Here is a 24,162-nt window from a genome sequence, read left to right as displayed (position 1 = left end):
GGGCGAACCGGTGAAAGAAGGGGCGGAACGGCGGTCGGGTTCCGCCTTATTTGGCGGGGCGGGCCATCGGCGTCATGGCGGCGATGGTCGCGCGCTGGGCCAGCAGTTGGTCTTCCGGCAGCGGGATCAGGCCGCGGTCGGCCAGATAGCCGCCCTTGCCGGCGGCGCCTTCCGACAGGAACTCCTGCACGAACTGCTGCAGGCCCGGAATGACGCCGATATGGGCCTTCTTCACATAGATGTAGAGGCTGCGCGACAGCGGATATTCACCGCTGGCGATGGTGTCGGCGGTCGGGGCGACGCCGTCGATGGTCTCGGCCTTCACCGTGTCCAGGTTCTGCTCCAGGAACGAATAGCCGAACACGCCCAGCGAACCCGGCGTGCGGGTCAGGGTCTGGACGATGGCGTTGTCGTTCTCGCCCGAATCGATCCAGGCGCCGTCTTCGCGCAGGGTGTGGGCGATGGCTTCGAACCGGTCCTTGTCGCCTTCGATCGCCTTGACCGCCGGCACCAGCTTGGCGCCCGGCGTCATGCCCAGCTCCAAGAAGGCGTCGCGCGTGCCCGAGGTGGGCGGCGGGCCATAGACCTGGATGCGCTGGTTCGGCAGGCCGGCGTTGACCTGGTTCCAGGTCTTGGCCGGATTGGCGACAAACTGACCGTTGGTGCCCGGCACTTCCTTGGCCAGGCCTTCGTACAGGTCATTCAGTTCGAAGTTGAAGCCGTTGCCGTTACGGGCCGTGGCGATGACGATGCCGTCGAAGCCGATCTTGATCTCGACGATGTCGGTGACGCCGTTCTTGGCGCACAGGTCGAACTCGGACTGCTTCATCTGACGCGAGGCGTTGGCGATGTCCGGAGTGGTCGGTCCGACGCCCTGGCAGAAGGCTTGGATGCCGCCGCCGGTGCCCAGCGATTCGACGCGCGGCGCCGCGCCGCCCGAACCGCGCGCGAAGGTCTCGGCGACCCGCGTGGCGAAGGGGAAGACGGTCGACGAACCGGCCGCCCAGATGCCGGAGCGCGCGCCGGAGGCGGAGCCGCCCCCGCCGTTGTCGCCACAGGCCGCCAGGGCCAGAAGGGCGGCGGCCGAAGCCGCCAGTTTCAGTGTGCGGATCATCCAAGGCTCTCCCTGAGCATCGATTTCGCGATGCTTAGAGCAGAGGATTATGACAGTCCCGAGAATGGGCCCGCGAAAGGGACCGCCGCCGCTACAGCAGGCGGCGGCGCATCACCTGCGACAGGGTGTCGATCAGGGTCACGGCGACCACGACGACGATCACGATGGCCGAGACGGCGCGGAAATCGAACGCGTTCATGCTGTCGAACAGCACCTGGCCGATGCCGCCCGCGCCGATCAGACCCAGCACGGTCGCGGACCGGCTGTTGGATTCGAAACGGTACAGGGCGAACGAGGTCCACAGCGGCGCGACCTGAGGCAGGACGCCCCAGACGATCTCATGCAACTTGCCCGCGCCGGTGGCGCGCACGCCCTCGACCGGACCCTTGTCGATCGACTCTACCGCTTCCGAGAACAGCTTGGCCAGAACCCCGGCCGTATTCAGGGTGATGGCCAGGACGCCTGCCAGCGGCCCAAGGCCGACGGCGGTGACGAACAGCAGGCCGATCACCAGATCCGGCACCGAACGCAGCAGGTTCATGATCCAGCGCACCGGCGTCACGACCCAGACGGGCGCGATGTTGCGTGCCGCCGCCAGACCCAGCGGGATACCCAGGATCACGGCCAGGAAGGTGCCCCACAGCGCGATCTGCACCGTCTCCCACATCTTGGCGACGAACATCTTCCAGTCGCTGAAGTCGGGACGCAGCAGGTCGTGGACGAACAGCTGGGTGCTGTCGTTGCCGGCGAACAGCCGCGAGATATTGCCCAGATCGACCGCGTCGATGCTGTACAGCAGGACAGCGGCGACGCCGCCCCAGACGAGGACGTCGGCGACCCAGGCGAGGGCGGACTTCTTGGGCGCCGCCGGAATCGCGACGGCGGGAGACGCGACTGCGGTCAAGGCCGGACCTCACGCAGGCTGCGCAGGCGTTGAAGCTCGCGCTCGGCGGCGGCGGCGGCGGCCGTATCGCCCTTGGCGCGGGCCTCGCCCAGCTTCTGGTCGGCGATCATCTCGCGGATCGGGTCCAGATAGCTGTCGTCAGCGGCGGTGAAGCGGGAATATTCCAGGTCCGCCAGGATTTTGCGCTGACGCTCGGCCTCGGCGCCTTCGCCCTGGCCATAGGTCAGGAAGAAGCTGCGGATCTTTTCCTTCAGCGCCGGATCCAGGTCCTCGCGCACGACGATGCCGCTCTCGGGAATGGGCGGCGAAGTCCAGATCTCCTCGATCTGGCCGGCCAGCTGCGGGTTTTCCTTGCGCATGAAGATAGTGTTCACGCTGTTGGAGGTCGCCACGTCGATCACGCCGGTCGCCACGCCGAAGGCGTTGGCCTGGTGGTTGGCCGAGCGCACGGTCTTGAAGCACTGGCTGGGGACGACGCCGCGGGGATTGAACAGGAAGGTCAGCGGGGCCAGGGTGCCCGATGTCGACTGGGCGTCGCCGATGCCGAAGTTGTACTTCTTGCCGCACGCCATGACCTGATCCAGCGTGATGCCTGACCCCTTCTTGACGATCAGGGTGGACTGATAGCTGTCCAGACCCTCGCGGTTGACGGTGCGGGCGATGACTTCGGCCTTGGCGCGGTCGATGGCCTCGACCTCAGGCTTGGCCGAGAACCAGCCCACCTGGGTGTGGTTGCCGCGCATGGCCTCGACCAGAACGGTGTAGTTCGAGCCGAAATAGGGCTTCACCGGCACGCCGATGGCCTTGGACATGTCGTCCAGCAGCGGCTGCCACAGCGGGCCGGCCGAGGCCTGGCCTTCGGCGGACAGGATCGAGAAGGTGATCTCGCTGGGCGCGCCGCCCGCAGCCTTCTTGTCCTCGCCGCCGCCGCAGGCCGCCAGGCCCAGGATCATGACGGCGGCGCCGGCCGCAGCGAACAGGCGGCCAAAAGCCTTGGGTGCGGGGGAAATGCGTGACAGGCTCATGCCTTGGTCTCCCAGAACGCGTCCTCGAACTCGGGACCGTAGATTTCGATCAGGCGCTTTTGGTCCAGCGCCGTGGACGGGCCGTCATAGACGATCTTGCCGCCTTGCAGGGCGATGACGCGGTCGCAGTAGCGGATGGCGTAATCGACCTGGTGCAGGGTGACGATCACCCCCATGCCGTCGCGCTTGTTCAGCTCGACCAGCAGTTCCATGACCTTGCGGGCGGACACCGGGTCCAGCGAGGCGACGGGTTCGTCGGCCAGAATGGCCTTGGCGCCCTGCACGATGGCGCGGGCGATGGCCCCGCGCTGCTGCTGACCGCCGGACAGGGTGTTGGCGCGCTGGGCGGCGTAGTCGCTGACGCCGACGCGGTGCAGGGCCGCCATGGCCTTGTCCTTGTCCGCTTGGGGCCACAGGCCCAGCAGGCCCTTCCATCCGGGCAGACGCCCCAGCGCGCCCAGCATGACGTTGGAGAACAGGCTCAGGCGACCGACCAGATTGAACTGCTGGAAGATCATGCCCAGCTTGCTGCGCGCCTTGCGCACGGCGCCGGTGACCCGGCCGTCCTTCTGCACGGTCTCGCCGAACACCTGGATCGTACCGGCGCCGGCGTCGATCGACTGCAGACCGGTGATGGAGCGGAGCAGGGTGGACTTGCCCGAACCGGACGGACCGATCAGGGCGACCATTTCGCCGGAGGCCACGGAAATCGAGACGCCGTCCAGCGCCTTTCGCGATCCGAAGGTCTTCGACACGTCACGCGCCAGGACTAGCCCAGGGGCGGCGGCGGCTGCGGATGAACTCATGAACTCGCTAGGAGGCTATGGCGAAGGGGCGCCGCAATAAGCTGAAATCGCGCTCGGGCAAGTCCTAATCGCACGTCGGGCGCAATCTCGTCCAGACCCGAGCCGTTCAGGAGCCTTCTGCCGCACCCTTCACCCGGACGTAGTCTGCCGGAATCGGCAAGGCGGCGCGCGATCGCTCAAGCGCCTGATCGGCCATCGTCCGGACTGGTGCGGCCAGACAAGGGATCGAGGCCAGCGCCCTCAGGCCTTTTTGCAGTCTGATGGCGACCGCAACGTCGCCGGCCCCATAACGGGCGATCGGGCCGAACAGATCGTCGAGCAGATCGTCTTCGGAGACGCCCGGCATCATCAGGCGATCGCGCAGGGTCCGCTTCTCGTCTTCCCCGCCGTGTCGGGCCCAGATGTCCATCAGCCTCACGCCGGTCGACACCACCTGAATGGCCGTTCCGGGATCGTTGATACCAGGCGACAGGGCCTTGGCGGCGATCTCGCCCAGAACGATCAGGCCAAAGCGGGGGTCTTGATCATAGGAGCGCGAGTCTCCGATCGCGAAGGCGGAGCAGAAGGCGTCCTGGGCCTCTTTGTCGCAGGCCGGCAGGCTGACCCGGGCGAGGACCTCGCCGCGTCGCACGAAGGCGCCCGGCGCAGCGACCACCTCGACATGGCAATCCCGCTTTTCGGCCATGGCCTGCAGGCGATCGGGATCGACGTTCTGGACGTAGCCGGTTTCCGGCGCCGTCACGTCCGCGCCGTTTTGCAGATGGCCCCCGCGCCCGCCCAGAAACGGATTGTCGCGCCGCTGTTCCAGCGCCTCGCGCGCCCGGGCCTCGACCAGATCGATCATGTGACCGACCCGCGCCAGGCTGGACAGACGGTTGATCCAGGCCAGGAGGCGAAACGCCACCAGACCCACCATGGCCAAGCTGATCAGGAACAGGATCGCCCGACCGTTCTGACCGTAGTAGTGGGCATTGATCGCGGTGACGGCGACGATGGCGTAGAGGAAGGCCCCGACGAAGGTCGCCAGCGATTTCTGGGTCTCGTCATCGCTGGTCACCAGGGCCGCGACGCGCGGACTGGCCGCCGACGACACCGACGTATAGGCCGTGACCATGGCGCCGACTGAAAAGGTCGCCACACCCAGCAGGCTGGACGCCAGGATCGTCAGGATCGATTCCACAGACTCGCCGCCCAGACGCTCGGCCATCTCCTGCGGCACCCAAGGGGCCAGGGCGGCGGCCAGCAAGGCTGCGGCGACGCCTGCGGCGGCATAGGCCGTGGCGCGCACCCACAGCTGACGCCGCATCTTGCGCCAAAAGAACAGCCATCGGTTCATGAAACCCTCCGACCATGGCAACGGCATAGAAAGGTCAAGGTTGCCGTCGGATCGTGTCGTGGAGGGCGCAGAGCGGATTTGTGACAGTCAAACCTAGGCCCTGCCACGAAAAAACCTCTTTACATGACAGTCCCGCGTCCCCATATCGCGCTCTCCGGCGGACCCCGTAGGTCCTGTCTGCGCCGCTAACGCCGGTCTGGGTTTAACAATTAGCAGGGGGTTACGTGAATTGCGCACGTATCAGCTTCCCCTGGACCTGGTCCGTGAGCGGTCCCCTGAACGTCCCGTCGCCCTCGTGCGGCCGCGTTCGGTTTCCGTAGCGGCGCGCTGGTTCCAGGATAATCTAAAGGCCGACGTCTTCTACGCTGTGAAGGCCAACCCTTCGCGCTGGGTCGTCGAAACCCTGATCGAGGCCGGCGTTCGCGGCTTCGACGTGGCGTCCATCGCCGAGATCGAGCTGGTTCGCTCGGTCAGCCATGACGTGCGCCTGGCCTTCATGCACCCGGTCAAGAGCCGCTCTGCAATCACCAAGGCCTATTTCGATCACGGCGTGCGCACCTTCTCGCTCGACTGCATCGACGAGCTGAACAAAATCCTCGACGCCACCGGCGGCGCGGACGACCTCAACCTGATCGTGCGCATGGCCGTCTCGGCCGACGGCGCCGCCTATACGCTGTCGGGCAAGTTCGGCGTCTCGTCGGATCAGGCGCCGGCCCTGCTGATGGCCACGCGCCAGGCGGTCAAGGACGGCCTGATGGGCGTCTCCTTCCACGTCGGCAGCCAGTGCATGCGCCCGACCGCCTATCAGGCCGCCATGGCCCAGGTCGGCCGATCGATCAGCCGTGCGGGCGTGATCGTCGATATCGTCGATGTCGGCGGCGGCTTCCCGTCCGTCTATCCGGGCATGGTCCCGCCGGACATGAGCGAATACGCCGACGCCATCCATCGCGGCTTCAACGAGATGCCGGTGTCGGAAACGACCGAGCTGTGGTGCGAGCCTGGCCGGGCGCTGGTCGCCGAAAGCTCGTCGATCCTGGCCCGTGTCGACCTGCGCAAGGGCGACGCCCTGTATCTGAACGACGGCTCCTACGGCTCGCTGTTCGACGCGACCCACTCGCGCTGGCCCTTCCCGACCAAGCTGGTCCGGGACGGCGAAAGCGCGGGCGATCTTAAGGCGTTTCAATTCTACGGCCCGACCTGCGATTCCATCGACCACATGCCGGGGCCCTTCTGGCTGCCGGCCGATGTGCGCGAAGGCGACTTCATCGAGATCGGCATGCTGGGCGCTTATGGCGTGGCCATGTCGACGGGCTTCAACGGCTATGGCGAACACGACATCGCCGCAGTCGAGGACGCTCCGATGGCCTCGCTCTACGGCCTGGCCCCGCGTTCCATCCCCACCGTGCGCACCACGGCGGAAGAGAACGCCCGCAAGGTCGTGCGCCTGTCACGCCCCAAGGGTAAGGCCGGTCAGCGCAAGTCGCGCCGGAAGTAGGACGCCCGCACCTGTAATCGTCATCCTCGGGCTCGACCCGAGGATCGGCCCCCTCTGCGTCTTCCTTGCGAGGAACGCGCGGCGGAACGTCCGACCCTCGGATCAAGTCCGAGGGTGACGGCCGATGGTTGGGCGTCTATCGGTCCTGTCGGTCGCTCCGTCCCGGCACGTCTGCTTGTTCGACGGGCGCTCAAATCACAGGGAAACCGCCGAAATGAACGCTCCCGTTCACTCGAACACCAAGGCCCAACTGCTGCAGAATGTCGTCGAGCACGTCGACATCACCAGCTTCGACGCGCGCCCGATCATCGCCTCGATGCGCAAGATGTCCTTCTCGTCGCGCGACACCGCCCGCGCTGCGGACATCTTCTCGATGGCCATCGAGGACAAGGGCTGCTCGCCCTGGCTGATCCTGGCCGGTTCGACCTCGGCCGGCGGCTGCATGCACGTCTACCGCGACATGGTGAAGTTCGGCATGGTCGACGCCGTGGTCGCCACCGGCGCCTCGATCGTCGACATGGACTTCTTCGAGGCCTTGGGCTTCAAACACTATCAGGCGGCCGGCGAGGTGGACGACAACGTCCTGCGCGACAACTACATCGACCGGATCTACGACACCTATATCGACGAGGAAGAGCTCCAGGCCTGCGACCACACCATCTTGGAGATCGCCAATCGACTGGAGCCGCGCGGCTATTCCAGCCGCGAGTTTATCTGGGAAATGGGCAAATGGCTGAGCGAGGGCAACGCCAAGAAGCCCGGCTCATTGATCCAGACCGCCTATGAAGAGGGCGTGCCGATCTTCTGCCCGGCCTTCGTGGACTCCTCGGCCGGTTTCGGTCTGGTCAAGCACCAGAAGGAACGCGCGGCCGCCGGCCAGCCCTATCTGATGCTGGACGCCATCGCCGACTTCCGCGAACTGACCGACATCAAGATCGCCGCCGGCGTGACCGGCCTGTTCATGGTTGGCGGCGGCGTGCCCAAGAACTTCGCGCAGGACACCGTCGTCTGCGCCGAAATCCTCGGCGTCGAGGCCGAGATGCACCGCTATGCGGTTCAGATCACCGTCGCCGACGTGCGCGACGGCGCCTGCTCGTCCTCGACGCTGAAAGAGGCGGCCTCGTGGGGCAAGGTCCAGACCACCCACGAACAGATGGTTTTCGCCGAGGCCACCACGGTCGTCCCCCTGATCGGCTCCGACGCCTACCACCGCGGCGCCTGGAAGGCCCGCGACAAGCGCCGCTGGAACAAGTTGTTCGGGAAGGGCTGAACAAAGAAAAAGGCCGGTGGATTGCTCCGCCGGCCTTTTGTCTGTCAGTCCACCTTTCAGATCAGGCGGCGCAGGCCTCGAAGCCCGCCTTCAGCGCGGCTTCGTCCAGATCGCGGCCGATGAAGACCGCGCGGCTCCAGCGGCGTTCGGCGGCGCCCCATTCGCGTTGCAGGTCGCCTTCCAGGATCATGTGCACGGCCTGGAAGACCAGGCGGCGGTTCTCGCCCTTGACGTCGATGATGCCCTTGGCGCGCAGGATGTTCTGACCCTGCTCGCCCAGCAGCCGGTCAAGCCAGGCGGTGAACTTGGCGCCGTCCAGCGGCCGATCCAGCGACAGGGAGATGCCCTTGATGTCGTCCTGGTGGGCGTGACCCCTGACTCCGTGAGAATGGGCGTCGTGGCCGTGATCATGCGCATGGTCGTGGTGATCATGGTCATGATTATGGTGGTCGTGCCCGCAGTGTTCATCATGGACATGGCCGTCCGCGCCGTGCGGCGGGTTTACGAAGTCCGGCTTGACCTCCAGGATCCGGTCCAGATCGAAGGCTCCCAGGCCCAGCACCTGATCCAGCGGCACGTTCGACCGCTCTGCCCGCACGATGGGCGCCAGCGGGTTCAGCGCCCGTAGACGCGCCTCGACCGCGTCCAGTTCGTCAGCCGTCGCCAGATCGACCTTGTTCAGGATGATCCGGTCGGCGAAGGCCACCTGCTCGCGCGCCTCCCTGGAGTCGTCCAGGCGCGCCATCACATGTTTGGCGTCGACCAGGGTCGTGACGCTGTCCAACTGGGTCTTGGCCTTGACGTCCTCGTCCACGAAGAAGGTCTGGGCCACCGGACCAGGGTCGGCCAGGCCCGTCGTCTCCACGATGATGGCGTCGAAGGCCGGCTTGCCGGGACGCTGGCGCTTCATCAGGCCGGCGACCACGCGGATCAGGTCGCCCCGCACCGTGCAGCAGACGCAGCCGTTATTCATCTCGAACACGTCCTCGTCGGCGCCGACCACCAGGTCGTTGTCGATGCCGATCTCGCCGAACTCGTTGACGATGACGGCGTAGCGCTTGCCGTGATCCTCGGTCAGGATCCGGTTCAGCAGCGTGGTCTTGCCCGCGCCGAGATAGCCGGTCAGGACGGTGACGGGAATCTTGCCGTTCGTTGCGGCAGTCGAGGTCGGGGCGGCGAGGGTGTCGGTCATAGGCCGCTAGATGGCGGCTGCATCGCGCGAAGGGAAGAGGGTCAGGCCTTCTTCACGAACTCGGTGCGCAGGACCAGGCCGCGCACCTTCTCCACATTGGCCTCGATCTCGTCCGGATCGCCGGTCAGGCGGATGTTCTTGACCAGCGTCCCGCGCTTCAGCGTCACCCCGCCCGATCCCTTGACCTTCAGGTCCTTGATCAGGGTCACGCTGTCGCCGTCAGCCAGGATATTGCCGTTGGAATCTTTGGTCACGTCGTCGGTCATGGCGAAGCTTCTAGTGCCGCGTCTCCTCCCCATGCAATGGGGGGGGGACCACGAAGTGGTGGAGGGGTTCTTCTACCCACACAGCCAAGAGCCCCTCCGTCTCTCCGCTACGCTTCGAGCCACCTCCCCGCAAAGCGGGGAGGAGACGATCAGTCCGGCACGTTCGCGTCCAGTTCGTCCAGCCACACCCGCGCATTGCCGTCCGACGGCGCGCGCCAGTCGCCGCGCGGCGACAGCGATCCGCCGGTGACCACCTTGGGCCCGTTCGGCAGGGCCGAGCGCTTGAACTGGGCGGTCTGGAAGAAGCGGATCAGGAACTTCCTCAGCCAGCGCTTGATCGTCGCCAGATCGTATTCGACCTTTTCGTCGTCCGGCGTATTCGCCGGCCAATGCCCTGCGCCCGCATCGCCCCAGGCCTGATGCGCCAGGAAGGCGACCTTGGACGGCGTCATCCCGAACCGGCTGATGTAGAACAGGAAGAAGTCGTTCAGCGCATAGGGGCCGACGGTGCTTTCCGTCGATTGGATCACCCCGTCCTTGGCCGGCACCAGCTCGGGCGAAATCTCGGTGTCCAGAATGGCGTGCAGCGTGTCGCGCGCGCCCGCGCCGATCAGGTCGCCCGCCGCCACCCATCGGATCAGGTGCCGGATCAACGTCTTCGCCACCCCGCCGTTGACGTTGTAATGGCTCATATGGTCGCCGACGCCATAGGTGGCCCAGCCCAGCGCCAGTTCCGACAGGTCCCCCGTCCCCAGAACGAAGGCCCTGTGCTGATTGGCCAGCCGGAAAAGATAGTCGGTCCGCAAACCCGCCTGCACGTTCTCGAAGGTGATGTCGTGCACCGGCTGACCCTCGGCATAGGGGTGGCCGATGTCCTTGAACATCTGTTCGGCGGCGGGGCGGATGTCGATCTCTGCGCCCGTGACGCCCAACGCGGTCATCAGGGCCCAGGCATTGGACTTGGTCCCGTCCGAGGTGGCGAACCCCGGCATGGTGAAGCCCAGGATATTGGTCCGCGGCAGATCCAGCCGGTCGAAGGCGCGGCACGCGACCAGCAGGGCCTGGGTCGAATCCAGCCCGCCGGACACGCCGACCACCAGCGACTTGGCGCCCGTCGCCGTCATCCGGCGCATCAGCCCCTGGACCTGGATATTGAACGCCTCATAGCAGTCCTGATCCAGCCGCCCGGCGTCGTCCGGCACGAAGGGGAACCGGTCCAGCGGCCGGATCAGCTCGCTGGCCTCATGATCCTCGCGCGCCATGAAGGGCACGACCATCGCCGGCTCGCCTTCGTTTCTCGCACACTCGGCGAAGGTGCCGTTGCGCAACCGGTCCAGTCCGATCCGGTCCACGTCCACATCGGCGATCGTCAGATGGCTATCCGTCGCGAACCGCTCGCCCTCGGCCAGTTTCGACCCCAACTCATGGATCGTCGCCTGACCGTCCCAGGCCAGGTCGGTGGTGCTCTCGCCCCAGCCCGAGGCGGCGAAGACATAGGCCGACAGGGTGCGGGCCGAATGGCTGGCGCTCAGCATCGCCCGCTCGTCCGCCTTGCCGATGACGATGTTGGACGCCGACAGGTTCAGCAGGATCCGCGCACCCGCCAGCGCCGCCCGCGTCGAGGGCGGCAGCGGCGCCCAATAGTCCTCGCAGATCTCGACCGAGAAGGCGAAGCCGGGCCGATTGACGGCCTCGAACAACAGACCCGGCGCGAAGTCCACTGTCTCGCCATTCAGCGCGATCACGTCCTCGGCGCGCGCCGTCGCCGGCGCGAACCAGCGTTTCTCATAGTATTCGCGGTAGTTGGGCAGATAGGTCTTTGGCACGACGCCCAGCACCTCGCCCGCCCCGATCACCACCGCGCAATTATACAGGGCGTCGCCGTTGCGGATCGGCGCCCCGACCACCGCCACGACATCCGCCTCGACCGTCGCCTCGGCCACTACGGCGATCTGCCGCTCCACCTCGTCCAGTAGCGCAGCCTGCATATGCAGATCGTCGATCGCATAGGCCGACAGCGACAGCTCGGGGAAGACCATCAGGTCCACGCCCTGCTCGCCCGCCTGACGGATCAGGGCGATGTGCTCTTGCCCGTTCGCCCTGGGGTCGCCCACATGACTGACCGGCGTCGCCGCCGCCACGCGCACGAAGCCGTGGGTCTTGGGAGAATGGAACAATGCATCAGCCATCGGATCGTCCGCATCACCCGGCCCGCGCCGGTCGTCGGCCTTCATATAGGCGCGAATGATGAAGGGACGGAAACTCTCCTTAGCGCGTCTATGCGCCCCGCTTCTCGTCCGGCCTCAGGGTCAGGACCCGCACGCCGTCCTTCGTCACCGCCACCGTATGTTCGAACTGAGCCGACAGTTTTCCGTCGGAGGTGACCACGGTCCAGCCGTCGTCCTCGGTCAGGACCGTGCGCACGCCCTGGTTCAGCATCGGTTCGATGGTGAAGGTCATTCCTTCGCGCAGGGTTACGCCGGTCCCGGCCTTGCCGAAATGCAGCACCTGCGGCTCTTCATGCATCTCGCGCCCGATGCCGTGCCCGCAATAGTCGCGCACCACCGAATAGCCGGCCTGCTTGGCGTGTTTTTCGATGGCGAAACCGATATCGCCCAGTTTCGCGCCCGAACGCACCGCCTGAATGCCCTTCCACATGGCCTCATATGTGGTGCGCACCAGCCGCCGGGCCTGCGGTCCCACCGAGCCGATGAGATAGGTCTTGGAGGAATCGGCGATGAAGCCGTCCTTCTCCAGCGTGATGTCCAGATTGACGATGTCGCCGCTCTTCAGGATGTCGTCCGCCGAGGGCACGCCGTGGCAGACGATCTGGTTGATCGAGCTGTTCAGGACGAAGCCATAGCCGTACTGACCCTTGCTGGCCGGCCGCGCCTTCAGCTCGTCGACGATGAAGCCCTCGACCCGTCGGTCGATTTCCAGCGTGCTCAATCCCTCGAGGGTCATCGCATTCAGATGGGTGAAGACCGAGGCCAGCAGTCGCCCCGCTTCGGCCATCAGCGCAATCTCGGCCGGCGTCTTGATCACGCGGCGGTGCCCGTCGGCACGGACGCATCGACGCCCGCCGCCCGCAACTCGCGCGCCACCAGTTCCTGGAACGTCACGCCGGGATGCATCTCACACAACATGCCGATCCTGATCCAGAACGCCGCCTGAGCGTTAATCGACCGATAGGACGCCTTCGCAGCGCGCCGCAACTGCTCGTGCAGTTCGTCCTCGATATTGACGATGCCCACCCGCTGGCTCCCGACTACATGAAACAGATATGTTTCGTATATCATATCGCTAGAACGACAAGCCATATTGTTGAGGCCGGCTCGGATGATGGCCTCGCCTGTCCGCCGCTGTTAAACAGCGCAGATGACCGTCGCTCCTGTGCCACCGCCCCAAGCTGAACCTGCCCCGTCCAAGGCGGGCGTCAGCCCGTTCGGCAAGGGCTTCGTCGCCGACGCCTGGTATTTCGTCGCCCTGGGCCGCGACGTCGCCCCGGCCAGTCTGAAACGCTACGAGATCATGGGCGAGCCGGTGCTGATCGGCCGCACCCGCGCAGGCCAGGTCTATGCGATGCGCGACATCTGTCCCCACCGCGCCGCGCCCCTGTCGGCCGGCAAGCTGGTCGAGAAGCCCGGCGAGGGCGAGACCGTCGAATGCCCCTATCATGGCTGGCGCTTCCGTCCCGACGGCGTCTGCGCCGCCATTCCTTCACTGGTCGAGGATCAGGCGTTCGAGGCGAACCGCATTCGCGTGCGGTCCTATCCGGTGCGCGAGAGCCAGGGGATCGTCTTCGTCTGGATGGCGTCGGACGCCCGCAACCCGATAGAGCCGGACCACGAACCGCCGGTCTTCCCCGGCGTCGTTGGAGGCGAGGCCAAGCTGGTCGAGGCGATGGATTTCGACAGCCATATCGACCACGCCGTCGTCGGCCTGATGGACCCCGCCCACGGCCCCTACGTCCACCAGCAATGGTGGTGGCGGTCCGAACATTCGATGCACGAGAAATCCAAGGCCTTCGCCCCGACCGAATTCGGCTGGGCCATGGTGCGCCACGCCCCCTCGTCGAACAGCCGCCTCTACAAGATCCTGGGCGGCGCGCCCGCGACCGAGATCACCTTCCGCCTGCCCGGCTTCCGCTGGGAGCACATCCAGGTGGGCGAAAAACAGGTCCTGGCCCTGACCTGCCTGACGCCGATCACCGACACCAAGACGCGGATCACCCAGATCTTCTGGTCCGACCACTGGGTGTTCGGCCTGGCCAAGCCCTTCCTGCGCATGGGGGTGGTGGCCTTCCTGAAACAGGACGGCGGCATGGTGAACCTTCAGAACGAAGGCCTGCGCTACGACCCCGCCCTGATCTGGATCGACGACGCCGACAAACAGGCCAAATGGTATCAGCAGTTGAAGCGCGAATGGGCCAAGAGCCGCGCCGAGGCGCGCCCGTTCGCGAACCCGATCCAGCCGACGACGCTAAGGTGGAAGAGCTGACGCCTCGTCTCCTCCCCACTGTGTGGGGAGGGGGACCGCGAAGCGGTGGAGGGGCTCTTGAAGCCTCGCCGCGCCTAGGGTGCCAAAGCCCCCCTCCGTCACGGCGCTGAAGACGCGCCGCGCCACCTCCCCACTGCGTGGGGAGGAGACACTGGGTCTTACAGCTTCAGCCCGTTCTCCTTGGCCAGGTCGACCAGCTTCACCATCGGGCGCGGGCCCCAGTGGGCGATGACTTCCGACGCCGCCAGCGAGCCCAGCTTGCCGGCCTCTTCCAGCGTCAGATTGCGCGCGAGGCCCAGCAGGAAGCCGGCGGCGTACTGGTCGCCGGCGCCCGTGGTGTCGATCACCTTGGCGACCGGATAGGCGGCGACGACAACGCGCTCGTCGCCCTTGATCACGACCGAGCCGTGCTCGCCGCGCGTGACGGCGGCGATCTCGACGATGGCGGCCAGTTGCGCGGCGGCGGCGTCGAAGTCTTCGGTTTCGAACAGGGCGCCCAGTTCGGCCTCATTGGCCAGGACGATGTCGGCGGACTGGGTGATGAAGTCCAGCAGTTCGGCGCGCCAGCGGGCGACGACGAAGGTGTCCGACAGGGTGATGGCCACCTTGCGGCCGGCCTTGTGCGCGGCGGCGGCGGCGCGTTCGAAGGCGGCGCGGGCAGGCGCCGGATCGAACAGATAGCCTTCCAGATACACGATCTCGCTGGCGCCGATCAGGGTCTCGTCGATGTCGTCGGCATACAGCTGGTTCGCGGCCCCCAGGAAGGTCGCCATGGTGCGCGCGCCGTCCGACAGGACGTTGATCAGGCAACGGCCCGTGCCGAAGCCCTGATCCGCCCCGCCGGTCAGGACCGGGGTGTCGAAGTGAACGCCGGCGGCGCGGATGTCGTGGGTGAAGACCTGGCCCAGCGTATCGTCGGCGACCTTGCCGATATAGGCCGCGCGGCCGCCGAACGAGCCGACGCCCGCCACCGTGTTGCCGGCCGAACCGCCCGAAGCCTCCACGCCCGGCGCCATGGCGTCATACAGGGCGGCGCTGCGTGCGGCGTCGACCAACTGCATGGAGTTGGGCGCCAGGTCCTGGGCGGTCAGGAAGGCGGCGTCGCAGGGGCTGAGGACATCGACGATGGCGTTGCCGACGGCGCAGACGTCATATTGGGCGGTGTTCTGGGTCATGGCCGCGCCTTAGCCGGTCCATGACCGCGCGTCATCCGAAATCATATAAGGAAGCCCTTATATGGTCCGCGTCGCTTCGGTATGAGGACCGAATGACCCAGATCGCCGTCCTGACCCCCGATCGCGCTGACAAATCCTACATCGGCCGCTGGCCCGAGGTGCTGGAACGGTTGAAGGCGACGCTGGAGAGCACGGGCGCGACGGTCACGGCAACGCCTTGGACCGATCATGTCGAGGACGCGTCGGGCCTTGGGACCTATGATCTGATCCTGCCGGTCATCGCCTGGGGCTATCACCGCGATCATGGCCGCTGGCTGAAGGCTTGCGCGACGTGGAGCGCGGCCGGCCTGGCGGTCGCCAATCCGGCCGAGGTGCTGCGCTGGAACTCCGACAAAACCTATCTGGCGCGACTGGCGGACAGGGGCGTGCCGATCCCGCCGACGCGCTGGACCGACCGCGTGACCCAGGATCAGGTGGACGCCGCCTTCGCCGAGACGGGCGCGCCGGTGCTGATCGTCAAACCCACGGTGTCGGCCGGGGCGTTTCGCACCCTGCGCCTGACGCCGGGCGAGGTTTTGAGCGATGCGCCCGAGGGTGCGGCGATGATCCAGCCCTATCTGAAATCCATCGAGACCGAGGGAGAGACCTCGCTGCTGTTCTTCGGCGGCCGGGTCAGCCATGCGGTCAACAAACGGCCGGTTCCCGGCGACTTCCGCATCCAGGTCCAGTTCGGCGGCCTCTATCGGGCCGTCAAGCCGGACGCGGCGGCGATGGCCCTGGCGCAGCAGGCGCTGGCCGTCATCGACGAGCCGTTGCTCTACGCCCGCATCGACATGGCCCACGACGACGACGGCCGATGGGTGCTGATGGAGGCCGAACTGATCGAGCCGGACTTCTATCTGGACCACGATCCGCAGAAGGGCGCGGGCTTCGCCGACGCCGTCAAAGTGCGCCTTGAGGCCTAGGCCGCCTCGCGCACGGGCGGCAGCAGAGCGTCCAGGTCGAGCAAGCTGATCAGCGCGCTGTCGACGGCGAAGACGCCCGACACCACGCCTGCGACGTGACCGTCGCCCATGTTCGGCGGGTCCTGCCTCGCGGCTTCGTCCAACTGCATGATGTCGGACACCCCCTCGACCAGCAGGCCGACAGTGCGTTCGCCGCAGCGGACGACCACGATGGCGTGGCGCGCGGACGGCTCGGTCGTGGGCAGGCCCAGCCTGACCGCGAGGTCGATGATCGGCAGGACCGTCCCGCGCAGGTTGACCACGCCCTTCATATAGGCCGGCGCGCCGGGAAGGGGCGTGGTCGCTGTCCAGCCCCGGATTTCAAGCACCGAGGTGATGTCGATGCAGAAGGCCTGGTCACCCACGCGGAAACCGACCAGTTCTCTTTTGCCAACTGTGCGGTTTGGCATCAGAACTCCTCCCAGTCCGACTGAACGGCGGCGATGGCGGCCTGTCCGCCGCCGGCGGCCATGCGGGCGCGGGCGGGGGCGGCGTGGGCGCGGGCGAAGCTTTCGACGCGCGCCTTCATCTGCTGGACGGCGGGCTGACGGGTCGGCGTCGGGGCCTTGGCGGCGACCTGGCTGGTCTCGAAGCGGCCGACCAGTTCGGCCAGTTCGGCGGCCTCGCGGCTCAGGCTCAGGCTGGCGGCGGTCGACTGTTCGACCATGGCCGCGTTCTGCTGGGTGACCTGGTCCATCTGGTTCACGGCGGTGTTGACCTCGGCCAGACCCACCGCCTGCTCCTGGGTCGAGGCGCGGATCTCGCTCATCAGGGTGGTGATCTCCTCGATCCGGCCCGCAATGCCCGTCAGGGCCTCGCCCGACTGGCGGACCAGAACCACCCCGTCCTTGACCTGGCTGGAGCTGGCCGAGATGAGCGTCTTGATCTCCTTGGCCGAGTCCGCCGAACGCTGGGCCAGGGCGCGCACTTCCGAGGCGACGACGGCGAAGCCGCGACCGGCCTCGCCCGCGCGGGCGGCCTCGACCCCGGCGTTCAGGGCCAGAAGGTTGGTCTGGAAGGCGATCTCGTCGATCACGCCGATGATCTGGCTGATCTGATCCGACGAACGCTCGATCTCGCCCATGGCGGCGACGGCCTTCTGCACGACCACGCCGCCGGTTTCGGCCTGGCTGCGTCCTTGGGTGACGACCCCGTCCGCCGCCTGGGCGTTCTCGGCGGTCTTGCGCACGGTCGCGGTGATCTGGTCCAGCGCGGCGGCGGTTTCCTCCAGGCTGGCGGCCTGTTGTTCGGTGCGGCGCGACAGGTCCTCGGCGGCGCTGCTGATCTCCTGTGCGCCCGACTGCATCGATCCGGCGTTCGTTCCGATCACCCCGACCGCCTCGTCCAGAGCGCCCATGGCCTGGTTGAAGTTGGCGCGCAGGACGGCGTAGTCGCCGGGGAACTCATCCTGGATGCGATAGGACAGGTCGCCCGCCGCCATGGCCGACAGGCCCTTGGCCGTGCCCGCGACGACCGCGGCCTGGACCTGGGCGGCCTCGCGCTCGATCTCGGCGCGGCGCTCGCGCTCCTGCTCCACCGCAGTCACGTCCATGGCGAACTTGACCACCTTGTAGGGGCGGCCGTCCTTGTCGAGGATCGGATTGTAGCTCGCCTCGATCACGACGCGCTTGCCGCCCTTGCCGTAGCGCACGAACTTGTCGGCGACGAACTCGCCGGCGTTCAACCGACGCCAGAACTCGGCATAGGCAGGGCTCTGCGCCTCCGACGGATCGACGAACATACGGTGATGCCGCCCCACGATCTCGCCGAGCTCATAGCCGATGACCGACAGGAAGTTCGCATTCGCCTCGCGCACCGTCCCATCCAGGTCGAACTGGATCACCGCCTGAGACCGATCCACCGCGGTCAACATGGCTTGCAACTCGACAAGCTTGCTGTCGTCCCGAGGCTTACCAAAAACGCGCATCCCTTTGGCCTCCCTATAGATTTTTCAAGCTTAATCCCACACAACCCCTTTAGAAGGACTATGGCCCTGGTTAGCATGCTAAGGCTCAACCACGACGAGTGTGGTCTTCGTGTTTGCGTTCATTGTTGCCACTCAAAACGACGGGCCGTCGGACGGCTCTCCGAGGACGCTGTGCCCAACATCCACGCCTTGTCGCCCAGCCTCTCGCGCGAGGCCTTGCAGCTGAAGGTCGCCATGCAGGTCATGCTGACCGCGCGGCGATGGAAACTCTGGATGGGCGAGATGTTTCGGAACGCAGGCCATACCGGCGCTCCGATCGTTGTCCTCTATCACCTGGCCGATGAGCCAAAGGGGCTGACGCTTTCCGAACTGTCGGTCAGGATGGAGTTGTCAGGCGCATCCTTGACGCGATTGGTGCAGAGGCTCGAACGCGACGGCTTCGTCAGTCGCCATCGCATGATCGGTGATGGCGATCGTGGCTCATCATCATGGAACCGGCCGGTCGCGCGGAGATGCAGGCGTTCGAAGTCCATGCCGCCGCCATGCGGCAGAGGGTCTTTGAGGGCATTCCGGAAGACGACCTGGCCACCGTGGTCAGGGTGATGAACGCCGTGGCCGATAAATTGGCGGAAGGGCCAGAAGGCGCGACGCGGCCCTAGCCCACCTCGCCTAGCGCCATCAGGCCCGCCCGCGAGGGACACAGGTCGGCGATGATGCAAGACAGGCATTTGGGTTTGCGCGCCGTGCAGGTGTAGCGGCCGTGCAGGATCAGCCAGTGGTGCGCCTTGGGCAGCCAGTCCTCCGGCACGACCTTGAACAACTGGGCCTCGACCTTGTCCGGCGTGCCTGCATTGGCCAGCCCCAGCCGGTGCGAGACGCGAAAGACGTGGGTGTCCACGGCGATGGCCGCCTCAATCCCAAGCTCGTTCAAGACCACCGAGGCCGTCTTGCGACCCACGCCGGGCAGGGCCTGAAGATCGGCGCGGTTTAGCGGGATCTCGCCCCCATGCTGCTCCAGCACGATGCGGCTCAGCGCGATGACGTTCCGCGCCTTGCCGCGGTAAAGGCCGATGGAGGCGATGTAGGGGATCAGCCCCTCCTCGCCCAAGGCCAGCATCTTCTCCGGCGTGTCAGCGACTTTGAACAAGCGCTCGGTCGCCTTGTTGACCGAGACGTCCGTCGCCTGGGCCGACAGGGCGACGGCGACAACCAGGGTGAAGGGATTGGAGAAATCCAGCTCGGTCTTGGGCTCCGGCATCACGCCGGACAGGCGTTCGAAGATCGCCTCGACCCGATCTTCGTCAGGCGGCCAGCGCAGCACGGGGATGGCCGCTCCGGTCATCACGGCCGGGCGTTTGGCAGGCTTGGCGGCGGGCTTTCTGGCCTTGGCGGGCTTCATGCCTCGCTGTCGTCCTCGGGGCGACGCGGGTCAAGACCCAGGGCAGTCAGGGTAGCGTCGGCGGCGCGCTCGCCCTCCATCCAGGCGCCGTGGGCCGTGCCGTAATAGACCGGCGCCGTCGCCTCGCCGGCCAGGAAAATGCGGTCCTCGACCGATGTGCGCAGCTTGGCCCGGTCCGCCGCATGGCCCGGCAAGGCGTGGGAATAGGCCCCGCGCGACCAGGGATCGACGCCCCAGCCGCTGACCGCGACCGCTTCCAGCCGCCGGCGCATGTCCGACCCCAGGGCCGCGACCAGTTCGGACACGGCGAAGTCGAACAGGGCGGCCGGACCTTTCGCCTCCAGCCCCCAGGCCAGGTCTGCGCCGAAATAGGCCTCGATCATCGGCCGCCCGAACGGCCGCAGGTGATAGCCGCCGGTCTCGGCCGTATCGGTGCGGGTCCACAACTGGGTGTCGGGCTGGAAATCTTCCGCGCCGCGCACGGTCATATGCACCTTGGACGCCAGGCCCAGCGGCACGCCCGTCGTCGCCTCGAGCAGCGCCGGAACCGGCGGATCGATGCGGATCGTCTCGCTGGCGATCAGGCTGTTGGGCACGGTCAGGATGACGATTCGCGCGGTCAACTCGCCGCGATTGGTCTCCAAGCGCAGCACAGGTCCGGAACGGTCGATGCGGCTGACGGCGCAGTCCGTGATCGTGATGGGCGACACAGCCTCGCCCAGCCGAGCGATCAGGCGGCCATAGCCCTCGCGCACCCGCCAGTTCACGCCGGTGTCGCCATAGGCGTCGTAATCGAGGCTGGACACCTCGGCGAACCGTGCGCCGTTCAGGGCGCCGGAGATGGCGTCCATGCGCGGGTTCCAGCGACAGTCGGGATCGAAGAAGGCCGACGCCGGGCGATCCTCACCCAAACCCGCGCGGACGAGGGCCGCCGCCTCGGTCACCCGCTGGTCGAAGGCGGCGAAGGCCTCGCCGAACGCGGCCTGATCCGCTCGGGTCATCTCGTGATCGAAGGCCTGGGTGCGCCAGGGCGGCGGCGTCTGGTCCAGCGTCAGCCCCTCGGCCTCGACCCGTCCGGCCAGCACATTGTCGTCGGCCGAATGCAGCCAGCCGCACCCCATATCCAGCCCTTCGCCCTCAGCCCGAACCGTCCAGGCGCGCCCGCCGATCCGGTCACGGGCCTCCAGCACCAGAACCGACAGGCCGGGCCGCAGCAGACGGCGCGCTGCGGCGATGCCGGCGGCACCTGCGCCGATCACCACGACATCGACCTGTGACGGCAGCGGCTGGGAAGCGGAGATGCGGGCGTTCATGGCGTCAGGACATACACGAAAACCGGTCGTGATCGGCGCCGTCCCGATCGCCTATTGATTTTTGGACGGCGGGGTCCATTTTAGCGCCGCTTCAAAACGCCGCACCTCCCCCGGATTTTCCATGTCGCCTGAACTCAAGAAACGCCTGCCGCTGTTCGCGGCCGCCCTCGTCGGCCTGGCCCTGATCGTGGGCGGCATCGTCTGGTGGGTGAACGGCCAGCGTTGGGAAAGCACCGACAATGCCTTCGTCCAGGCGGACACCACCCTGGTCAGCCCGCAACTGTCCGGCCGGGTCACCGAGGTTCTGGTGGGCGACAACCAGCGGGTCGCGGCGGGCCAGATCTTGGTCAAGTTGGACGATTCCGACCAGAAGGCCCAACTGGCACAGGCCGAGGCCAATTTGGCCGCCGCCATCGCCGCTGTCGGCCATGTCGACGCCCAGGCCGAGCAGGAACAGGCCACCATCGCCGCCCGAGCCGCCTCCGTCGCCCAGGCCAACGCCCAGGCCGGTCTGGCCCGCGCCGAGGTCGATCGTTACGGCAAGCTGGCCGAACAGGGCTGGGTTTCGCAACAGCGCATCCAGACCGAGCGCGCCTCGGCCGCCACCGCCGCCGCCAGCGTCCAGCAGGCCCAGGCCGCCCTGGTCGCCGAACAACGCACCGCCGGCGTGCTGGGCTCGACCCGTCAGCAGAGCGTCGCCGCCGTCGAACAGGCCCGCGCCGTCGTCGATCAGGCTCGCATCGCGCTGGAGCGCACCGTCATCCGCGCTCCGGTCGCCGGCGTCGTCGGCGCCCGCAGCGTGCGGCCCGGCCAATACGTCAACGCCGGCACGCAACTGCTGTCGGTCGTGCCCCTGACCAACACCTACATCGTCGCCAACTTCAAGGAGACGCAGCTGGACAAGGTGCGCCTGGGCCAGACCGTCGAGATTTCCGCCGACGCCTTCCCCGGCCGCAAGATCGAGGGCCGCGTCGACAGCTTCGCCCCCGCCACTGGGTCGGAGTTCGCCCTGATCCCGGTCGAGAACGCCACGGGCAACTTCACCAAGATCACCCAGCGCGTGCCCGTCCGCATCGTCGTCAGCGGCGCAGACCGCAGCCTGGCCCTGCGTCCCGGCCTGTCGGTGGACGTCAAGATCGACTTGAAGAGCGAGGGCGGCCAGAGCTTCGCCGAAGCTGCCACGACGACGGGAGCCGCAGGCCAGTGACCGCCGCCAACCCCGCCGCGGATGGCGGGGCCCCTGTCGCGCAAAAGGGTCCCGTCGCCGGCCATCCCGAGATCAACTGGACCATGCTGCTGCTGGGCTTCGCCGGCATGGTGGTCGGCCAGTTCATGGCCATTCTGGACATCCAGATCGTCGCCGCCTCCCTGCCCCAGATCCAGGCGGGCGTCGGCGCCTCGGCCGACGAGATCAGCTGGATCCAGACCGCCTATCTGATCCCCGAGGTGGTGATGATCCCGCTGTCGGGTTTCCTGTCGCGGCTGTGGGGGACGCAGCGGCTGTTTCTGGTCTCCTGCGCCGGCTTTGTGCTAATGAGCGTCGCCACGGGCCTGTCGTCGTCGATCGACATGATGATCCTGTTCCGGGCCATCCAAGGCTTCGTGGGCGGGGCCATGATCCCGACCGTCTTCGCCGTCGCCTTCACCGCCTTCCCACCCGACAAGCGCGTCACCGCCAGCGTGGTCATGGGGCTGATCGTCACCCTGGCGCCGACCGTCGGACCCACGCTGGGCGGGCACCTGACGGAGTGGCTGAGCTGGCGCTGGCTGTTCTTCATCAACGTGGGGCCGGGCCTGCTGGTGCTGTTCCTGGTCGGGCGGTACGGCAACTTCGACAAGGGCGACCCGTCGCTGGCCAAGGGCTTCGACTGGTGGGGCCTGGGCCTGATGGCCGCCTTTCTGATGTCGATGCAGTTCGTGCTGGAAGAGGGCGCCAAGAACGACTGGTTCGACGACACCCACATCCTGTTGCTGACCGTCGTGGCGGCGGTCGCCGGACCGATCTTCATCTGGCGGTCCCTGACCTATCGCCAGCCGATCGTGGAGTTGCGCGCATTCGGCAATCGCAACTTCCTGGTCGGGTTCATCATGACCTTCATCGTCGGGTTCGCCCTGTTCGGAGGCACCTTCCTTCTGCCACTCTTCCTGGGCCGCGTGCTCGGCTATTCGTCGTCCGAGGTCGGCACCACCATGGTCGTATCGGGTCTGGCCATGTTCGCCACCGGCCCCTTCGCTGGACGACTGGTGCGCAAGCTGGATGCGCGGGTGCTGATGTTCGGCGGCTTCATGCTGTGCGCCTGGGGCATGTGGGAGGCGCGCGTCGTCACCGACGACTGGGGCTTCTGGAACTTCGCCTCGGTCCAGGCCTTCCGCGGCGTCGGCGTGATGCTGGCCATGATCGCTTCCCAGCAGGTGACGATGGCGACCCTGCCGCCGCACATGGTCAAGAACGCCTCGGGGCTGGTGAACCTGTCGCGCAACGTCGGCGGCGCCTTCGGCCTGGCGATCCTGAACACCAGCCTGACGTCCAACACCGCCCTGCACATGAGCGAACTGACCAGCGCCATCGGTCAGGGGGATCAGGCGATGCGCAACATGATGGCCGGCATGGCCCAGCGGTTCGCCGGCTCCATCGACCCGGCCGCCTCGGCGATGAAGGCCATCTATGGGATGTTGCAGAAGCAGGCGACGACGATGGCGTTCGGCGACGCCTTCGCCCTGCTGGCCATCCTGTGTGCAGGCGCAGCCTTCGTCACCCTGGCCGCCCAGCCGGTGAAGGCCCAGGTCGGCGCCCCGCCCTCGGACGTCCACTGATGGCGCGCCGTCGCGGACAGGTCGACGAACGAAAGAGCGAGGCGATCCTGGACGCCGCCGCGACCCTGTTCGCCGACAAGGGGCTGCAGGCCAAGATGGACGAGATCGCCAAACTGGCCGGCGTCTCCAAACAGACGGTCTATAACCGCTTCGCCTCCAAGCTGGAGATCGCCCAGGCCCTGGCGTCCAAGCGGGTCGAGGACATCGTCGCCCCCCTGCGCGGCGCCGGCGATCCGCAGACGGTGCTGGAGACCTTGGCCCTGACCCTGCTGAACCGGGTGTGCAGCGCCGACAAGGTCGGCTCGATGCGCGGGGTCGCCCTGGTCTCGGTCGAGGCGCCCGAGATCGCCCACGCCATCTATGAGGCCGGCCCGCGTCGCAGCCTGCGCGAACTGGGCGCCTGGCTGGCCGAACAGACGCGGTTGGGCCGGTTGAATGTCGCCGATCCGGAAGAGGCGGCCGAGATGTTCGCCGGCCTTGTGCTCGGCCACGGCCACCTGCGCGCCATGCTGGACGTGCCGCAGCTGGAGGCCGACAAACGCGCAGGCCGCGCCAAAGAGGCCGCCCGCATCTTCATGGCCGCCCATCCGCCCGCCACGGCCGCCAAGACTTCCTGAGCCCG

The 24,162-nt window shown here is 67.0% G+C and carries 23 protein-coding genes and 1 pseudogene; 9 read left to right on the top strand and 15 right to left on the bottom strand.

The window, feature by feature from the left end; all coding sequences use genetic code 11:
- Positions 1–46: 46 nt before the first annotated feature.
- From DT343_RS10245 to DT343_RS10225, 5 genes are all read right to left on the bottom strand, one after another.
- Positions 47–1,114 carry a substrate-binding domain-containing protein gene (locus DT343_RS10245; protein ID WP_055808908.1) on the bottom strand — a complete coding sequence of 356 codons (1,068 nt, stop codon included), beginning with the start codon at positions 1,112–1,114 and terminating at the stop codon, positions 47–49.
- Positions 1,115–1,205: 91 nt separating this feature from the next.
- Positions 1,206–2,018 carry a phosphonate ABC transporter, permease protein PhnE gene (gene phnE, locus DT343_RS10240; protein ID WP_045809538.1) on the bottom strand — a complete coding sequence of 271 codons (813 nt, stop codon included), beginning with the start codon at positions 2,016–2,018 and terminating at the stop codon, positions 1,206–1,208.
- The gene (gene phnD, locus DT343_RS10235) at positions 2,015–3,043 is read right to left on the bottom strand and encodes a phosphate/phosphite/phosphonate ABC transporter substrate-binding protein (protein ID WP_112862811.1); all 1,029 of its coding nucleotides are present in this window, start codon (positions 3,041–3,043) and stop codon (positions 2,015–2,017) included. Before phnD ends, phnE begins: the two co-directional genes overlap by 4 nt.
- Positions 3,040–3,849 carry a phosphonate ABC transporter ATP-binding protein gene (gene phnC, locus DT343_RS10230; protein WP_017506638.1) on the bottom strand — a complete coding sequence of 270 codons (810 nt, stop codon included), beginning with the start codon at positions 3,847–3,849 and terminating at the stop codon, positions 3,040–3,042. Before phnC ends, phnD begins: the two co-directional genes overlap by 4 nt.
- A 106-nt stretch (positions 3,850–3,955) precedes the next feature.
- Positions 3,956–5,185 (bottom strand): DUF2254 domain-containing protein, encoded by a 1,230-nt coding sequence (locus tag DT343_RS10225; RefSeq protein ID WP_112863781.1) that lies wholly within the window; start codon positions 5,183–5,185, stop codon positions 3,956–3,958.
- A gap of 229 nt (positions 5,186–5,414) precedes the next feature.
- Here DT343_RS10225 and DT343_RS10220 point away from each other — a divergent pair, with 229 nt between their 5' ends.
- Complete coding sequence (locus DT343_RS10220) at positions 5,415–6,680, top strand: type III PLP-dependent enzyme (protein ID WP_055754540.1); 1,266 nt, start codon at positions 5,415–5,417, stop codon at positions 6,678–6,680.
- 214 nt (positions 6,681–6,894) lie between these two features.
- Positions 6,895–7,950: a 1,9-bis(guanidino)-5-aza-nonane synthase gene (locus tag DT343_RS10215; RefSeq protein WP_112862810.1), complete on the top strand. Its 1,056-nt coding sequence runs from the start codon at positions 6,895–6,897 to the stop codon at positions 7,948–7,950.
- 61 nt (positions 7,951–8,011) lie between these two features.
- Here DT343_RS10215 and DT343_RS10210 read toward each other — a convergent pair whose 3' ends face one another.
- The 5 genes from DT343_RS10210 to DT343_RS10190 form a co-directional block, all read right to left on the bottom strand.
- A complete protein-coding gene (locus DT343_RS10210; RefSeq protein ID WP_112862809.1) occupies positions 8,012–9,142 on the bottom strand; it encodes a CobW family GTP-binding protein in 1,131 nt (376 codons plus the stop codon).
- A 41-nt stretch (positions 9,143–9,183) separates the two neighbouring features.
- Positions 9,184–9,408, bottom strand: a complete 225-nt coding sequence (locus DT343_RS10205; RefSeq protein ID WP_017506643.1) for an alkylphosphonate utilization protein — start codon at positions 9,406–9,408, stop codon at positions 9,184–9,186.
- 149 nt (positions 9,409–9,557) lie between these two features.
- Positions 9,558–11,597 (bottom strand): NAD(+) synthase, encoded by a 2,040-nt coding sequence (locus DT343_RS10200; RefSeq protein WP_112863780.1) that lies wholly within the window; start codon positions 11,595–11,597, stop codon positions 9,558–9,560.
- Between the two features lie 88 nt (positions 11,598–11,685).
- Positions 11,686–12,453: a type I methionyl aminopeptidase gene (gene map / locus DT343_RS10195; RefSeq protein WP_112862808.1), complete on the bottom strand. Its 768-nt coding sequence runs from the start codon at positions 12,451–12,453 to the stop codon at positions 11,686–11,688.
- Entirely contained in the window at positions 12,450–12,662 is a 213-nt protein-coding gene (locus tag DT343_RS10190; RefSeq protein WP_112863779.1) for a ParD-like family protein, read from the bottom strand. The genes map and DT343_RS10190 overlap by 4 nt, the downstream gene beginning before the upstream one ends.
- Before the next feature lie 124 nt (positions 12,663–12,786).
- Between DT343_RS10190 and DT343_RS10185 the strand changes: the two genes are divergently transcribed.
- Complete coding sequence (locus DT343_RS10185) at positions 12,787–13,908, top strand: aromatic ring-hydroxylating oxygenase subunit alpha (RefSeq protein WP_112862807.1); 1,122 nt, start codon at positions 12,787–12,789, stop codon at positions 13,906–13,908.
- A 158-nt stretch (positions 13,909–14,066) separates the two neighbouring features.
- Here DT343_RS10185 and DT343_RS10180 read toward each other — a convergent pair whose 3' ends face one another.
- Positions 14,067–15,083, bottom strand: coding sequence for an adenosine kinase (locus tag DT343_RS10180; RefSeq protein WP_112862806.1), 1,017 nt, complete (start codon positions 15,081–15,083; stop codon positions 14,067–14,069).
- Between the two features lie 92 nt (positions 15,084–15,175).
- Here DT343_RS10180 and DT343_RS10175 point away from each other — a divergent pair, with 92 nt between their 5' ends.
- Positions 15,176–16,048 carry an ATP-grasp domain-containing protein gene (locus DT343_RS10175; RefSeq protein ID WP_112862805.1) on the top strand — a complete coding sequence of 291 codons (873 nt, stop codon included), beginning with the start codon at positions 15,176–15,178 and terminating at the stop codon, positions 16,046–16,048.
- Here the strand turns inward: DT343_RS10175 and DT343_RS10170 are convergent.
- Together DT343_RS10170 and DT343_RS10165 are read right to left on the bottom strand one after the other, a co-directional pair.
- Complete coding sequence (locus tag DT343_RS10170; protein ID WP_112862804.1) at positions 16,045–16,497, bottom strand: chemotaxis protein CheW; 453 nt, start codon at positions 16,495–16,497, stop codon at positions 16,045–16,047. The two genes, DT343_RS10175 and DT343_RS10170, sit on opposite strands and share 4 nt — an antisense overlap.
- Positions 16,497–17,960 (bottom strand): methyl-accepting chemotaxis protein, encoded by a 1,464-nt coding sequence (locus tag DT343_RS10165; RefSeq protein WP_258522555.1) that lies wholly within the window; start codon positions 17,958–17,960, stop codon positions 16,497–16,499. Before DT343_RS10165 ends, DT343_RS10170 begins: the two co-directional genes overlap by 1 nt.
- A 114-nt stretch (positions 17,961–18,074) precedes the next feature.
- Here DT343_RS10165 and DT343_RS18170 point away from each other — a divergent pair.
- Together DT343_RS18170 and DT343_RS17810 are read left to right on the top strand one after the other, a co-directional pair.
- Positions 18,075–18,470, top strand: a pseudogene (locus DT343_RS18170) (MarR family winged helix-turn-helix transcriptional regulator); the annotation flags it as partial.
- A gap of 32 nt (positions 18,471–18,502) precedes the next feature.
- Positions 18,503–18,673, top strand: a complete 171-nt coding sequence (locus DT343_RS17810; protein ID WP_258522554.1) for a hypothetical protein — start codon at positions 18,503–18,505, stop codon at positions 18,671–18,673.
- Here the strand turns inward: DT343_RS17810 and nth are convergent.
- Together nth and DT343_RS10150 are read right to left on the bottom strand one after the other, a co-directional pair.
- On the bottom strand, positions 18,670–19,413 hold the full coding sequence (nth, locus tag DT343_RS10155; RefSeq protein ID WP_112862801.1) for an endonuclease III: 744 nt from the start codon (positions 19,411–19,413) through the stop codon (positions 18,670–18,672). The two genes, DT343_RS17810 and nth, sit on opposite strands and share 4 nt — an antisense overlap.
- Complete coding sequence (locus DT343_RS10150; protein ID WP_112862800.1) at positions 19,410–20,726, bottom strand: flavin monoamine oxidase family protein; 1,317 nt, start codon at positions 20,724–20,726, stop codon at positions 19,410–19,412. Before DT343_RS10150 ends, nth begins: the two co-directional genes overlap by 4 nt.
- A 121-nt stretch (positions 20,727–20,847) precedes the next feature.
- Here DT343_RS10150 and DT343_RS10145 point away from each other — a divergent pair, with 121 nt between their 5' ends.
- Genes DT343_RS10145 through DT343_RS10135 form a run of 3 tightly spaced genes read left to right on the top strand, consistent with a single transcriptional unit; the run spans position 20,848 to position 24,157 of the window.
- Positions 20,848–21,933 carry an HlyD family secretion protein gene (locus DT343_RS10145; protein WP_112862799.1) on the top strand — a complete coding sequence of 362 codons (1,086 nt, stop codon included), beginning with the start codon at positions 20,848–20,850 and terminating at the stop codon, positions 21,931–21,933.
- Positions 21,930–23,540 (top strand): DHA2 family efflux MFS transporter permease subunit, encoded by a 1,611-nt coding sequence (locus tag DT343_RS10140; protein ID WP_112862798.1) that lies wholly within the window; start codon positions 21,930–21,932, stop codon positions 23,538–23,540. The genes DT343_RS10145 and DT343_RS10140 overlap by 4 nt, the downstream gene beginning before the upstream one ends.
- Positions 23,540–24,157 (top strand): TetR/AcrR family transcriptional regulator, encoded by a 618-nt coding sequence (locus DT343_RS10135; protein ID WP_112862797.1) that lies wholly within the window; start codon positions 23,540–23,542, stop codon positions 24,155–24,157. Before DT343_RS10140 ends, DT343_RS10135 begins: the two co-directional genes overlap by 1 nt.
- Positions 24,158–24,162 lie beyond the last annotated feature (5 nt).

The sequence above is a fragment of the Brevundimonas vesicularis genome, from assembly GCF_900445985.1.
Taxonomy (GTDB): Bacteria; Pseudomonadota; Alphaproteobacteria; order Caulobacterales; family Caulobacteraceae; genus Brevundimonas; species Brevundimonas vesicularis_D.
The sequence above is the reverse complement of the archived record's forward strand: the minus strand, read 5'-3'. Positions and strand labels throughout refer to the sequence as shown.

Coding starts and splice junctions, on each gene's coding strand:
- DT343_RS10225 (WP_112863781.1), bottom strand. CDS start 5,185: ATGAACCGATGGCTGTTCTTTTGGCGCAAGATGCGGCGTCAGCTGTGG.
- DT343_RS10205 (WP_017506643.1), bottom strand. CDS start 9,408: ATGACCGACGACGTGACCAAAGATTCCAACGGCAATATCCTGGCTGAC.
- DT343_RS10165 (WP_258522555.1), bottom strand. CDS start 17,960: ATGTTGACCGCGGTGGATCGGTCTCAGGCGGTGATCCAGTTCGACCTG.
- phnC (WP_017506638.1), bottom strand. CDS start 3,849: ATGAGTTCATCCGCAGCCGCCGCCGCCCCTGGGCTAGTCCTGGCGCGT.
- nth (WP_112862801.1), bottom strand. CDS start 19,413: ATGAAGCCCGCCAAGGCCAGAAAGCCCGCCGCCAAGCCTGCCAAACGC.
- DT343_RS17810 (WP_258522554.1), top strand. CDS start 18,503: ATGGAACCGGCCGGTCGCGCGGAGATGCAGGCGTTCGAAGTCCATGCC.
- DT343_RS10175 (WP_112862805.1), top strand. CDS start 15,176: ATGACCCAGATCGCCGTCCTGACCCCCGATCGCGCTGACAAATCCTAC.
- DT343_RS10185 (WP_112862807.1), top strand. CDS start 12,787: ATGACCGTCGCTCCTGTGCCACCGCCCCAAGCTGAACCTGCCCCGTCC.
- DT343_RS10170 (WP_112862804.1), bottom strand. CDS start 16,497: ATGCCAAACCGCACAGTTGGCAAAAGAGAACTGGTCGGTTTCCGCGTG.
- DT343_RS10135 (WP_112862797.1), top strand. CDS start 23,540: ATGGCGCGCCGTCGCGGACAGGTCGACGAACGAAAGAGCGAGGCGATC.
- phnD (WP_112862811.1), bottom strand. CDS start 3,043: ATGAGCCTGTCACGCATTTCCCCCGCACCCAAGGCTTTTGGCCGCCTG.
- DT343_RS10145 (WP_112862799.1), top strand. CDS start 20,848: ATGTCGCCTGAACTCAAGAAACGCCTGCCGCTGTTCGCGGCCGCCCTC.
- DT343_RS10210 (WP_112862809.1), bottom strand. CDS start 9,142: ATGACCGACACCCTCGCCGCCCCGACCTCGACTGCCGCAACGAACGGC.
- DT343_RS10200 (WP_112863780.1), bottom strand. CDS start 11,597: ATGGCTGATGCATTGTTCCATTCTCCCAAGACCCACGGCTTCGTGCGC.
- DT343_RS10150 (WP_112862800.1), bottom strand. CDS start 20,726: ATGAACGCCCGCATCTCCGCTTCCCAGCCGCTGCCGTCACAGGTCGAT.
- DT343_RS10180 (WP_112862806.1), bottom strand. CDS start 15,083: ATGACCCAGAACACCGCCCAATATGACGTCTGCGCCGTCGGCAACGCC.
- DT343_RS10215 (WP_112862810.1), top strand. CDS start 6,895: ATGAACGCTCCCGTTCACTCGAACACCAAGGCCCAACTGCTGCAGAAT.
- DT343_RS10245 (WP_055808908.1), bottom strand. CDS start 1,114: ATGATCCGCACACTGAAACTGGCGGCTTCGGCCGCCGCCCTTCTGGCC.